10 protein-coding genes and 1 pseudogene are annotated in these 13,577 nt (G+C 50.0%); 7 read left to right on the top strand and 4 right to left on the bottom strand.

Annotation, left to right across the window (positions count from 1 at the left end; all coding sequences use genetic code 11):
• Window position 1 precedes the first annotated feature (1 nt).
• The 3 genes from FGS84_RS13700 to FGS84_RS13690 are packed head-to-tail and all read left to right on the top strand — an operon-like array spanning window position 2 to window position 2,564.
• Window positions 2–1,270 (top strand): MFS transporter, encoded by a 1,269-nt coding sequence (locus tag FGS84_RS13700; protein WP_138309110.1) that lies wholly within the window; start codon window positions 2–4, stop codon window positions 1,268–1,270.
• A gap of 27 nt (window positions 1,271–1,297) precedes the next feature.
• Window positions 1,298–2,095: a DUF3100 domain-containing protein gene (locus FGS84_RS13695; protein ID WP_138309109.1), complete on the top strand. Its 798-nt coding sequence runs from the start codon at window positions 1,298–1,300 to the stop codon at window positions 2,093–2,095.
• A 4-nt stretch (window positions 2,096–2,099) separates the two neighbouring features.
• A complete protein-coding gene (locus FGS84_RS13690) occupies window positions 2,100–2,564 on the top strand; it encodes a hypothetical protein (protein WP_138309108.1) in 465 nt (154 codons plus the stop codon).
• A gap of 34 nt (window positions 2,565–2,598) precedes the next feature.
• Here FGS84_RS13690 and FGS84_RS31510 read toward each other — a convergent pair.
• Both FGS84_RS31510 and FGS84_RS13680 read right to left on the bottom strand, forming a co-directional pair.
• Window positions 2,599–2,754, bottom strand: a pseudogene (locus tag FGS84_RS31510) (deoxyribonuclease IV); the annotation flags it as partial.
• A gap of 57 nt (window positions 2,755–2,811) precedes the next feature.
• Window positions 2,812–3,876: an AraC family transcriptional regulator gene (locus tag FGS84_RS13680; RefSeq protein ID WP_138309107.1), complete on the bottom strand. Its 1,065-nt coding sequence runs from the start codon at window positions 3,874–3,876 to the stop codon at window positions 2,812–2,814.
• Window positions 3,877–4,013: 137 nt separating this feature from the next.
• Between FGS84_RS13680 and FGS84_RS13675 the strand changes: the two genes are divergently transcribed.
• Window positions 4,014–5,369, top strand: coding sequence for an MFS transporter (locus tag FGS84_RS13675; RefSeq protein WP_138309106.1), 1,356 nt, complete (start codon window positions 4,014–4,016; stop codon window positions 5,367–5,369).
• A 12-nt stretch (window positions 5,370–5,381) separates the two neighbouring features.
• On the top strand, window positions 5,382–7,019 hold the full coding sequence (locus FGS84_RS13670) for a family 78 glycoside hydrolase catalytic domain (protein WP_138309105.1): 1,638 nt from the start codon (window positions 5,382–5,384) through the stop codon (window positions 7,017–7,019).
• A 59-nt stretch (window positions 7,020–7,078) separates the two neighbouring features.
• On the opposite strand, the gene FGS84_RS13665 is transcribed toward FGS84_RS13670, so the two are convergent.
• Entirely contained in the window at window positions 7,079–7,510 is a 432-nt protein-coding gene (locus FGS84_RS13665) for a hypothetical protein (RefSeq protein ID WP_138309104.1), read from the bottom strand.
• Between the two features lie 184 nt (window positions 7,511–7,694).
• On the opposite strand from FGS84_RS13665, the gene FGS84_RS13660 reads away from it, so the two are divergent.
• Together FGS84_RS13660 and FGS84_RS13655 are read left to right on the top strand one after the other, a co-directional pair.
• The gene (locus tag FGS84_RS13660; RefSeq protein ID WP_138309103.1) at window positions 7,695–9,137 is read left to right on the top strand and encodes a GntR family transcriptional regulator; all 1,443 of its coding nucleotides are present in this window, start codon (window positions 7,695–7,697) and stop codon (window positions 9,135–9,137) included.
• Window positions 9,138–9,268: 131 nt separating this feature from the next.
• Window positions 9,269–12,061: a response regulator gene (locus FGS84_RS13655; RefSeq protein ID WP_138309102.1), complete on the top strand. Its 2,793-nt coding sequence runs from the start codon at window positions 9,269–9,271 to the stop codon at window positions 12,059–12,061.
• A 132-nt stretch (window positions 12,062–12,193) separates the two neighbouring features.
• Here FGS84_RS13655 and FGS84_RS13650 read toward each other — a convergent pair whose 3' ends face one another.
• Window positions 12,194–13,420: an alpha/beta hydrolase gene (locus tag FGS84_RS13650; protein WP_138309101.1), complete on the bottom strand. Its 1,227-nt coding sequence runs from the start codon at window positions 13,418–13,420 to the stop codon at window positions 12,194–12,196.
• Between the last annotated feature and the right edge of the window lie 157 nt (window positions 13,421–13,577).

Here is a 13,577-nt window from a genome sequence, read left to right as displayed (position 1 = left end):
CATGGAAACTCCATCCTTAAAAAAGAATCTGCCGCTCTTAATCACACTGACATTATCCGGTTCCTTTATCTGTTCCCTGCCCTGGTTCCGTTCATACTACTATAATCCCTTTATGGAAACCTTCGGCATGACCAATACCCAGATGGGCCTGTGCGGTACGGCATTGGGCGTGGGCGGAATCGCCGCGTATCTGTTCGGCGGAATCATCTGCGACTACATATCCATCAAAAAACTGATTCCCGCAGCAATGATATCAACGGGCGCCCTGGGACTTTTGATGCTGACCATTCCTTCTCCCATCATTATGGTAATCATTCACGGATTGTTTGCCATCACCTGCCTGATGCTCTTTTTCCCGGCCCAGACAAAGGCTGTGCGCAATCTTGCGTCTGTCAATGAGCAGGGTAAGGCCTTTGGCATCTTTGAAGGCGGCCGCGGAATCTCAAACGCCGTCTATCTGGCAATCGCAGCCCTGATTTTCGGTCAGATGACAATTTTAAAAAACCAATCCTTCGGTGTGCGCGGAATCATTCTGTTCTATTCAACCATGACCATTCTCCTGGGTGCGATTGATATTTTCCTGCTGAGAGGCATTGACGACGGCAAAAAGAGCGACAGCAGCGATGTGGTAAACCTAAAAATGCTGACAAAACCCCTTAAAATGCCTGCTGTCTGGCTGATGATTGGCATCATTTTCTCAACACTCACCATCAGCACAGGCTACTACTATATTTCTCCCTATGTAACCGAGGTGTTTGGCGTAAGCGCTCTTCTCGGCGCTGTTCTCTCCTCCTCCTCACAATATATCCGGCCCATTGCTTCCTTTGGGGCAGGCGTACTGGGCGACAGGATTAACAATTCCAAGGTCATGCTCACCGGACAGATTGGACTGGCTGTGGCGCTGGTTATTATCCTGGCATCCCCCTCCTCTCTGGGTGTCCTCCCCATTCTGGTTGCCTGCCTGATGATTTTCTTCTGCATGTATATGTGCGTGACCATGCATTTTGCCATTATGGACGAGGAATATTTCCCGCCGGAATGCGTGGGTACCGCCATCGGCCTGATTTGTGCCATTGGCTATCTGCCGGAGGCCACATCGCCGTTTGTGGCAGGTGTCATCCTGGATTGCTTTCCAGGCGCAGCTGGCTACCGCCTGTTCTTTCTCTACCTCTTTGCCGTCACAATCTTCGGGCTGGTGCTCACGGTTATCTGGCTGCGCAGAACCAAGGCCAGACGGGCGGAGATACTGGAAAAACTCAAAAACAGGTAAACCTGCATAGAGAGGGGGGAACTGACTATGCAAAAGAAATTGTCCGAAATGCCCGAGAAATACGCTTCATTTTTCCTGTGTGTTGTCCTGTGCTGCCTGGCAGCAGAACTGATTGGTCCCATTAAGGTTTCTCTGGGGAAGTTCACCGTCACCTTTCTGCCCCTTTTATACGCCATGCTCTTCATGCTGGTTCTGTACCTGGCCAAACCGGTTCACGGTGTGGGAAAGGCCTATGTTCCGGCTGCTTCCAGAATGCTGTCCATGGGTGTTGTATTTGCCATGGCAAAGCTGGGGATTTCCAGCGGCGCTTCCATCCGGGAGATGATTTCCGCCAGTCCTATCCTGATTATGCAAAACATCGGCAACATTGGAACCGTGCTTTTTGCCCTGCCCATTGCCCTGGTGCTGGGCATGAAGCGGGAGGCGGTGGGGATGAGCTATGCGCTCAGCCGCGAACCCAATGTTGCGCTGATTGCCGATATGTACGGCAGTGAGTCCGATGAATTCAAGGGCGTTATGGTCTGTTATATTGTGGGCACCGTATTCGGCAGCATTTTTATGAGTGTTATTCCTCCTATTTTTGTTGCACTGGGAATCTTCCGCCTGGAAGCAGCTGCCATGGCAGTGGGGGCAGGAAGCTCCTCCATGATGGCTGCGGGGCTGGCAGGCGTCATAGAGGCTGCTCCCGGCAGTAATCCTGACACACTGACAGCCTTTGCAACCATCAGCAATGTGATTTCATCCGCCATCACTGTTTACCTTGGGATTTTTATTACGATTCCGCTGAGCAACATGATTTATAAGGTCATGAAAAGAAAGGGGTAAGATTATGAACGAGACAGAATCCTATGGAAGCCTTTGTGCAGAATGGGGAATATCACTGGCAGTCATGGTTTTTCTGACCATGGCATGTAGCATAGCGGGATACGGCGGACATTTTCTGGACTCCATTCCCGGCATGCTGATTCTGTGCGCAATCAGCTTCCTTGGCCTGACAGCAAAGCACTTTATCCCCGGCAGCCTGCCGGCCGTAACCTATATCGGTATCATCGGCATGTTGGCAGCCGTTCCCGCCTCCCCCCTATCAGCGCCCGTTATCTATTGGACCGGTAAAATTGATTTAATGGCATCCATCACCCCCATCCTTGCCTTTGCAGGCGTGCTTCTCGGCAAGGACTGGAAAGCATTTCTGTCCATTGGCTGGAAAGGCGTCCTGGTTTCGCTGCTTGTAATCTTCGGAACGTTCTTTACATCGGGCCTGATTGCACAGCTGATGGGAGCCGGAGCTCTATGATTCAGCCTTGACAGCGGCTGGTCCAGACGGCTGCCCGGGGATTGCGGATAAAAAGCTGGAACGTATTTGCACCGATTTGAACAGCATCCTTTGCTAGGGCAGCATATCCTTTTGCAACTGACAGATGCGTCCCTATTTTTAACTCCCCGCTACCTGCGGGGTAATCTTTATTTATATCCTGTTTACTCATACTGACAGTATCTGACTTATAGGCCAAATTATGCACAATATCAAACCAGAATACTCTTTAATTCATCCCATCAGATGATTCCCCATTCCCCTTCCGGTACTGTCCCGGCGGCATATGGTACAGCTTCTTAAACAGCCTGTTAAAATGCTCCACATGTTCAAACCCCACCCGTCTGCTTATCTCCGCTATACTGATATTTGTATTGTTCAAAAGAATGGCAGCTTTCTGGAAACGGATTTCCTGGACAATCTGCGTAAATGATTTGCCTGTATATTCCTTTATGATTTTGGAGCAATAGGGCTGGGAAAAGTGGAACTGGGCCGCAGTCTCCCCAAGGGTCACATTCTGATAGTTGTCTTCAATATAACTTAGGATTCTCATGCTCTCCTGCGTGGCCCTGCGCATCCTGCTGGGCAGCCGGATACGTTCTTCATACCCCTGAAGCATTTTGGCAAACAGAATCATCAGCTGATTGTTGAGTATCTTTTCATAGTACCGTTTCTTTCCCAGATATTCCAGAAACATGGACAGAACATATTCCTTCAGCACCATGTCACCCCTGGCCGGGATAATCAGGTAGGGATTATGGACTCCTGAGTACAGGGACTGGTTAAAGAAGGTGGCTATCATATTTGTGTCCCTCAGCATATTAAAAAATATGTCCTCAAAGGTACTCCGCCTTACCAGTATGTTTACCAGCAGGCTGTCATCAAACACCCCGACGCTGTGAATGGTATCCGGCGCCAGAAGACAGAAGTCCCCCTCCTCCATCTCAATCCTGTCTTTTCCTATATCCTGGCTGCAGCTCCCCTTCACCACATAGGCCAGCTCAAAGAATATATGGCGGTGCCGGAAGGGGGGCGTGAAACGGTTGTGCTTACTGATTACAATATGGTTCTTATCCTCCGCATCAAAGTAGGCTTCATCTTTCATATCATAAGGCATCCAGCCCCCTGATACCTCCGGCACAATCAGACGGCGGCGTATAACCTCATTAAAATCCAGACTTTCTAAAAATTCCTCCAGCATCCACTTATTCTGTTTCACATTGTAATACTGCTGATAAAACCGTTCATCCTCGTTAAATTCCATCAGCTGGCTTTCTAATTCTCCGGTTGTCATGGTCTTTACCTCCCATCTCTGCTATGATTGTAGCAGACAGGTTATAAAACATCAATTTATTTGATTATGAAACTCAATCGTTTTTTATCATCTTATCCCTTACAATGATAACATCAAATACAAGGAGGGGTTATTGAATGAAACAGGATTCAACCATGAGATATGTGAAACAGCAGATATGGAAACAGAGAATAGGTTATGGGGTCTCTGACTTTGCATGCAACCTGATTTGGCAGATGATTTCCCTTTACCTCTTATATTTTTATACGGATGTCATGTCACTCAGCGCAAAGTCCATTGCCTTCATGTTTGTGGTCACCCGTTTTATAGACGGAGGCACGGATTTGCTCATCGGTTACTGCATTGACCACACCAATACACGCTGGGGAAAATCCAGGCCCTATTTTCTCTTTGGCGCTATACCCTTTGCACTGTTTGCCGTCCTTGCCTTCAGTGTGCCGGATATTTCCCAAAGCGGCAAGCTCATCTATGCCTATGTGACTTATATTGGCCTGTCCTTCACCTACACGGTGGTGAACATCCCCATGGCCTCCATCCTGCCAAGCCTGACAGCCGATACCCAGGAACGGACCGCCCTGTCCACCACCCGCAAGTTTTTCGCCTTCCTGGGCTCCACTGTGGTCAGCTCCACGGCCTTAAAACTGGTGGATTCCCTGGGTAAGGGCAGCGAAGCACTGGGATTCCGTATTGTAATGATAATCTTTGGTTTCATCGGATGCCTGCTGTTCTTCTTTACCTTTGCCAATGTAAAGGAAAGGGTAACCACAACAGCCGGCAGCGTTACCCTGAAGGAAAGCCTTGTATCCCTGAAAAAGAACAAGCCCTGGCTTATCTTTGCCCTCAACATCCTCTTCATGTGGACCGGCTTTTTCCTTCAGACCAGCGCAATCGTATACTATTACACAGCTGTCATAGGCAGCAAGGAACTGTCTGTCACCATTGCCACCATCATGTCCATCGTTCCCATGGCAGCCAATTTCCTGGTTCCTGCACTGGCCAGGCGGATGGGTAAGCGCAACCTGTATGTGGGCAGCGCAGCCATCCAGCTGGCCGGGCTGGCTGTCATCCTGTTTGCAGGCATGAACCATATGGCCATACTGGCAGGAGCCGGTGTAACTGCTCTTGGATACGGCATGAAGGAGAGCATCTATTTCTCCATGCAGGCAGACCCTGTGGACTATGGCGAATGGAAAACAGGGGTCAACACAGCCGGTTCCCTGTCCGCCATCAACGGCTTTTTGGGAAAGGTTGCCCAGGCAATAGCCGGAGGCATCAGCGGCGCCCTTCTGGCATGGGGCGCTTACCAGGGCGGCGCATCCGCACAGAGTTCCAATGCGGTGCTGGCAATTAAATCCATGTACCTGTACATCCCTATGCTTCTTCTTGTATGCTCCATCGTCACTATGCTGTTTTACAACCTGGATAAAATCTATCCTGAAATTAAGGCTGAACTGGATTCCAGAAATGAATAAGGAGATGCGGCAATGACACAGATTACAAACCATATAGAAAACTTTCAAATGAATATCAATGAGGACTTTGTAAAAAAGGCACAGGAGCTGGAACCAAAGCTCCGCCGAAAAACAGTCCGTCCCGTCCGGCTCATCTCATTTGAGCCGTCAGCCTCCGAAGCCCGGACGGACGGCCAGGAACTCCCGCCTAACGGGACGTGCCAGGACTTTGACTGGATTCCCTGCCGCCCAAAGCCAGTGGAGGCGCTGGATACCATGCCTCTGTCAAAGGGCGGTTCCGTGTGCCTGGATTTCGGCACCCACCACGTGGGATATATATCCTTCTGCCTTCTGCCCACCGGCAGTCCCCCTGATGCTCCGGCCCATATACGGATTAAATTAGGGGAAATGCCCTGTGAAATCATGGAGGACACCGCATCCTACCAGGGCTCCCTCAGCAGCAGCTGGATTCAGGAAGAATTTCTTCACATTGACGAGCTGCCGGCCAGAATCTCCCTTCCCAGACGGTATGCCTTCCGTTATATGGAACTGAAGGTCCTGGACACCTCCCCCAAATACCAGGTGCTGGTAAGTGATGTGTCCTGCAAAACCGTTACCTCCGCAGATATGTCCCAGGTAGCTCCCCTAAATGAAACTGTGCCGGAAGACCTGAAACGGATTGACGCCATAGCCCTTAAGACCATGGAGGACTGCATGCAGTCCGTGTTTGAGGACGGCCCCAAACGTGACCGGCGCCTTTGGATTGGAGACCTGAGACTCCAGGCACTGACCAATTATGAGACATTTGGGAATTATGATTTGGTTAAACGGTGTCTGTACCTGTTTGCCGGACTTACCCAAAATGATTATCACGTAGGCGCCTGCCTGTTCCTGCGGCCAACCCTGATGGTAGATGACACCTCCCTCTTTGACTATGGCCTGTTTTTTATCTCCTGTCTTTATGACTACTATCAGGCCACCGGCGACCGGGAAACCCTGGTTCAGTTATGGCCCACCGCTTACCGCCAGGCCGAACTTGCAGTGAAGCGCCTGGACAGCCGGGGAGTGGTAAAAGACAGTGATGACTGGTGGTGTTTCCTGGACTGGAATGACAGCCTGAACAAACAGGCCGGCGCCCAGGGTGTCCTGATTTACACCATGAAGCAGGCTCTCTGTTTAGCCAGACTTATGTGCAGCGGGGAATCCGGGACAGAGGACGTCAGTCAGCTGGAGCGCTGGACTAAGACAGCTGTCCGGGGAGCCCTGGAATACCTGTGGGACAGTGAATCCGGCTTTTTCTTAAGCGGCCCGGACCGCCAGATATCCTGGGCATCCCAGATATGGCTGGTCCTGGCGGATGTGCTGGACCGGAAGGAGAACCGCAGACTGCTGGAGCATCTGATTGAAACAGACCCGCCCGTGGGCATGGTCACCCCCTATATGTACCACCATTTTATAGATGCTCTGATACAAAATGACATGAAGGACACCGCGCTCCGCTGCATCCGTTTCTACTGGGGGCAGATGGCGGACCTGGGCGCTGACTGTTTCTGGGAGCTTTTTAATCCCAGGGACAGGTACGCCTCTCCTTATGGCTCCAGAATCATTAACAGCTATTGTCATGCATGGAGCTGCACACCGTCTTATTTTATACGGAAATATTTTAACTGAGTTACTCAGAACACGGATGGTTAACGGCGGGCTTGAAGGAATACACCCTGCAAAGGACTTCACCTCAAGCCCGTCTTTGTTGTCAGAGAGATATTCCGGTGTAAAATGCATATGGTTCCCCGGTGCAAACTGCCGCACTGCGTCCAATCTCTGCCAATCATACGGTAATGATTTCCATGTTCCTCAAAATAATAATAGCATCCATCATTCCCGCCCAGTATGTAAGCGATGTTTTCTCCTTTTATGATAATGCGCCAGAAGCTGCTCCTCATACCGGCGCTGCCCGGACATCCGGGACAGGGACAGTCACGCCCGAATGCCTGATAACAGGTCATTCGTCCGTACCTGCATGCCGGGGATGTCCTGAAACCCGCAGCTTTATTTGCATATAGAAGCTCCCGGTTGTCCAGGGCACTGATAATAATGGTAATCGGTGAATAATCCAGGACAGACTCTAACTGTTCCATGGATATCAATGTATCTTTTGTCATTGCTGGAATCTCCTCTCACGCCCTTTCGGCTGAATTCCTGCAGATTTTACGCCTTTTCTATGCTCACATACATAATAATATGCTCAGTATAACAAATTCCGCTGTGAATAGCAACGTTTTACAAGTAACGGCAATCATGTTATACTGGTTACGATATATTAACCAGCAAAAATGAGGTGAATTCGTGAAAAATGATATGGAGCGGTGTCATGTGGTATATGACGTTCTGAAGACGCATATCCAATTTGGCACCTATCGCTTTGGCGACGTTCTCCCTACAATGGAAAACAACACGGAAAACTTCCTTGTATCACTGGATACCATCCGCAGCGCTTATCTCCAGTTAGAACGGGAAGGATATGTTACCCTGTCCCAGAATGTGGGGTCCAGGGTCATAAAAGCTTACAGCCAGAAAGAAATAGAACAGAATGTCCAGCTTTTCTTCTCCCTTAGAAAGAGTGCATTGATTGATTTAAGCAAATCCTTAAATCCGCTTTTTACCAATGCCCAGTGGATTAGCCTGAAAAATGCCCCTGGGGAAATTTACACCAATATGATGGAACTCAGGAAAAGCCACGGCCTGCAGCCTTTGATTGCCTTTAACCATATGATGCAGGCCTATGACTCCCTGGGCAATGACCTTTTTACCCGGCTTCTCTGGCAGGTCTATATGTTTTTTGAGGCCCCCTTTTTATGTGTGCCGGACAATCCCTGGTGTGATTTTGCCCTCAATGAATTTTCGCCCCGGTCCCTGGACTATTGCCTTAAGCAGGACTGGGATTCTCTCCGGGAGTTAATCTGCCTGGCCCAGGATTCCCTTTCTGTGTCCCTCTGCCGGTTTTATAAGGAGCGGATTACGCTGACATCCCGGGAAGAGATTCCTTTTACATGGAGTTCCTATAAAAAGGCGTCGCAGATATGCTATTCCCTTGCCATGGATTTACTGATTGATATCAGCCTTGGCCGTTATCCGGTCAACACACTGCTGCCCTCTCTGAACAAGCTGTCCAGGGAACGGAATGTATCCGTAAGCACAGTCCGCCGCACACTCTCCCTGCTCAATGGGGTCGGCGCTGTCCAGTCGGTCAAGCGGATTGGAACCAGGGTCCTTCCATTTCATGAAACTGCGGAGAACTGCGATTTTACCAACCCTGTGGTCCGCAAACGTCTCTTAGATATGGCCCAGAGCCTGCAGATATTAACACTGTCCTGCAAGGCGGTTTCTGAGATTACAATATCGTCCTTGGATGAGGATGGTATCCGCAGGAGCATAGCGCTGCTGGCCACTCTGGAAACGCGCAACATGTATCAGCCTATTTCCTATGATGTTCTGGACCTGCTGAGGCAGTTTGCCCCCTACCAGGCCATCCGCACCATCTACGGGGAACTCTTAAAGCAGCTCTTCTGGGGATATGGCCTGCACAGTATCTGGAACGAATATCATAACAAGACGGATTTTTATATTCTGTGTTATGATACCTTTCTGCAGGCACTGAAAGAAAAGGATTCCGTCCGGTTTTCCCAGGAACTGGAAAAGCTCATGGTCCACGAATTTCGTTTAATCATCTCCAAGCTGGTCCAGCTGGGCATTGCCGAGGCAGAAGGACTTCTTATTCCCGGCCTTTAGAAGCGTAAATAGGCCCATCTCCTGTTTCTGTTGCTGTTGCTATTTTTAAATTCTTTTGTTATACTTATGGAAATTCAATAATTATGTATGTGAACAAAGAATTGCGGTTATACAGAATGGGTGATGAAGGTATGAATATCAACAAAAGAAACAAACAGGACAAGTCCGGTTCATGGCAGGCAGCAGGAAGAGAATGTCCCGCTGGAATGGATTTATTAAAGGCGGGGGTTATCTGCTGTCTGCTGGATGACTCTTTCACACTTTTGTGGGGAAATTCCGGCTTCTTCCGTCTTACAGGATATACAAGAGAACATTTTTATCATCTATTTCCAAACCTTAGGGAGTTTTTTTCCCAGTTTCCTGATGATTTCGCGGCAATCCGCCATGAAGCTGTCCAGGCAGTGAACGCAGGGAGCTCTGATATTGATATTACCATCCGGCTGCCCAGGCAGTCAGATGGTTTTTTCTGGGTGCGTCTTCTGGGTACCATAACCGCTGATTCAGTGGAGGGAGGCCCTGTGCTTCAAATGGAATTTGCCAATATCAGCGCTCTTACCGCTGAAAAGGAAGAGAGGAACCGGCTCTTTCAACAGCAGCACCATTGTTTCCGGTCTGTGCTCGATACATACGAAGGCAATGCCTATGTCAGCGATATCAGCACCTATGAGCTTTTGTACCTGAATCAGACCTCCTGCCAGGTGCTGGGCATGCCTGCATGGAAAGCAGTGGGAAGAAAATGTTATGAGATAATCCAGGGCCGGACCTCCCCCTGTCCCTTCTGCACCAACGACAAACTGTGTACCGAGGAATTCTATAACTGGGAATTCCATAATCCCACCCTGGGACGGACATTTTTAATCCGGGACCTGGAGGTCAGCTGGGAGGGGCACCGGGCGCGCCTGGAGCTCTCCCATGATACATTCAGCGCTGAGTACAGGCTGGCAAAAAAGGACCAGGAGCGGGACGCGCTCATAAGCAGTGTTCACGGCGGATTCGCGCGGGTGGATGCAAGAGATATGAGAACCGTGCTCTGGTATGGAGGCGGCTTCCTGAGTCTGATTGGCTATACAAAAAATGAATTTGAACAGGAGCTGCATTCCCAGTGCACCTATGTGCATCCGGATGATATTGTACAGATAACCAGTATCATGGAGCAGTCAAGGACCACCGGCAGGCCCACGGCAGCAGAAGGGCGCGTGGTCACTTACCATGGGGATATCAAAATCCTGGCGCTGTCCTTCAGCTTTGTTAGCGCCCAGGACAGCTGGGACGGAGTACCCTCTTATTACAGCGTGGGCCTTGATGTGACCAGGGAGCGCATGGAACAGGTGCGGCAGAAACAGGTTCTGGAGGATGCCTGCAAGACAGCCCAGATAGCCAACGACGCCAAAACCAACTTTCTTTCCTCCATGTCCCATGATATCCGCACGCCGATGAACGCTATCATAGGAATGTCGGTCATTGCTCAGGCCAACCTGAATTCCCCGGATAAAATACAGGATTGCCTTGCAAAAATCAACACGGCCAGCCGCCATCTGCTGAACCTCATAAACGAGGTTCTGGATATGTCCAAAATTGAAAGCGGGAAGATTGACTTGATATCCGAGGAGGTTTTCCTCCCGGACCTGATTGAAGACGTAATGGATGTATTCCGCCCCCTGGTGGAGGAAAAGCATCAGACACTGCGTGTAAACGCCAACCGGGTCCGCCATGAAAAGGTTATTACGGACAGAGGACGGCTGCAGCAGGTGCTTGTAAATCTGCTTTCCAACGCCACCAAATATACGCCTGACGGCGGAATTATCGGTCTGCGGATTCAGGAAATCCCGTGTTTTGCAAAGGGTAAGGGGCAGTATTCTTTTGTGGTAACCGACTCCGGAATTGGGATGCAAGAGGATTTCATCCCACATGTCTTCGAACCCTTTTCCCGGGCAGATGACGCCAGAATCAATAATATCCAGGGCACCGGCCTTGGCATGGCAATCACCCAGAACATTGTACGTATGATGAACGGCACCATTGAGGTGAAAAGTACGCCTGGAAAAGGCAGCCAGTTTGTGGTGGCCGTTACCTTTGATTTATACAGGGAGACAGAGGCGGATTACACAGAGCTGGCCGGACTTCCGGTTCTGGTTGCGGACGACGACCGGATTATATGTGAAAGCGTTACTGAAATCCTGAACGAACTGGGAATGCAGTGCAGCTGGGTGCTGTCCGGCCGGGAAGCCGTGGACCGTGTAGCTGCTGCCCACGAAGCGGCGGAAGACTTTTTTGCGGTGATTCTGGACTGGATTATGCCCGATATGGACGGCCTGGAGACATTAAAGCTAATCCGAAAAAGAGTGGGCATGGATACCCCTATTATCATTGTCTCCGCCTATGATTTTTCTGAAATTGAAGATAAGTTCCGGTCAGCGGGAGCAGACGCCTTTATCACAAAGCCTCTGTTTAAATCAAAAATGGTGCAGACCTTCCACAAATTCCGCAGAAGCGGCCGTTCTGACTCCTGGGACGCCCTGGGAGGAAAACCAAATAATGCTTTAAACGGTAAAAAGCTGCTGCTGGCAGAGGATAATGAACTCAACCGGGAAATCGCAGTGGAACTTCTTGAAACCTATGGACTTCTCATTGATACAGCGGAAAACGGCTTAATCGCAGTCAATAAATTTGAAGCCTCGGCTCCCGGGGAATACGCCTGTATTCTGATGGATATCCAGATGCCTCTGATGGACGGATATAAAGCAACCAAAACAATCCGCGGCCTGGAACGCGGGGACGCCCATACCATTCCCATCCTGGCCCTGACAGCCAATGCATTTGCATCCGATATAGGAAAAGCCCACAGTGCAGGTATGAACGACCACATTGCAAAGCCTATTGATATCGGGATACTTATGGAAACCCTGGAACGGTGGATTAGGTAGATAATGCTGCAGCCCGGAACACGATGTGTTGTTCCGGGACGTGTTGCTTTTGGAGGTAAGACTGAACCTAAATCCATTCCCGCCGGTATCCGGGATTGGAGCCCCAAACAGGAACCCCGCCCTGCAGGCTGCTTACTGAAAAGCCTCCGCAAAGAAACGCTCCAGCTTGTCAAAAGGAATCTTGTCCATCTGGTCATACAGGTCTGTGTGGGTTGCATCCGGGATAATCATTAACTCTTTATTACTGCCCTGAAGAAGTTTATATGCGTCCTGGCTGTACATTAAGGAATGCGCTTTTTCTCCATGCACAAGCAGAACTGCGCTTCGGATTTCAGGAGCGTATTCAAACAGCCGCATATTCATCAGGGAGCCACCGGCAGTGGCGGCCCAGCCATTGTTTGAATTGACTGAACGGGGATGGTAACCGCGGTCGGTCTTATAATAGGCAACATAGTCTTTAACATACTGCGGGGCATCTGCCGGCGCTTCTTCCGGCAGGCCGCCGCCCAGCGCATATGCTCCGTTCTTATAATCCTCTGTTCTCTGCTGATTGTACGCAGCGCGCGCTTGGTATCTTCCATCTTCATCAATAGAATCAAAATATCCAAGGGCCGTATTCCGGCTCATATCGTACATGGTCATAGCTGCGGCTGCCTTGACCCTGGTATCCAGAGCCGCTGTCTGAAGTGCCATTCCGCCCCAGCCGCAGATACCTATCACGCCAATCTGCTCAGGGTTGACATTCTCCTGTACGGAAAGGAAATCAATGGCAGCCTGGTAATCCTCCACATTGATATCCGGTGAATTAAAGTACCTGGGATATCCGCTGCTTTCACCTGTAAAGGACGGGTCAAAGGCAATGGCCAGGAAACCTCTCCTCGCCATCTCCTGTGCATAAAGACCGGAGCTCTGCTCCTTTACCGCGCCGAACGGACCGCAGACAGCAATTGCAGGGAGACTGCCCGTATACTCCTTGGGCTCATACAAATCAGCCGCCAATGTATTGCCGAAATGGTTGACAAAGGTGACCTTCCTGTGATTCACCTCATGGCTGAGCGGAAAAACCTTATCCCACTGGTCTGTCAGCTCAATGTTTTCCACCCGGATGGATGTATCCTCCATTGCTGCGTAATTGACAGCTCCGGAGGCTCCATCCCCGGCTGCGGCACCTCCGGCTGCGGCGCCTCCGACGCCTCCATCCCCGGTGGCTCCGGTACTCTCTGTCTCAGCAGTGCCGGCGCCCTCCGCCTGGGTCTTTCCCTCTTCGCTCCGGGCTGCGGTCTGTGCAGAGCATCCTGTGCCCGTAAATACGGTGAGCATTAATGCTCCGGCCATGATTCTTTTTAGATTTTTTCTCATTGTATCATCCTTCCTTTCATCTGTTCAATATGCTGACGTATATAAGCAATAGGGCAGGTATCATTGATGGAACCTTTGATAACTTTATTTTAATCTTAAACTGTATTTATATCAAATACTTAGATTAAATGGATTCATATGCCCTAAAAGCATATCA

The sequence above is a fragment of the Clostridium sp. 1001271st1 H5 genome (assembly GCF_005845215.1).
In the GTDB taxonomy this organism is placed as follows: Bacteria; Bacillota; Clostridia; order Lachnospirales; family Lachnospiraceae; genus Enterocloster.
The sequence above is the reverse complement of the archived record's forward strand: the minus strand, read 5'-3'. Positions and strand labels throughout refer to the sequence as shown.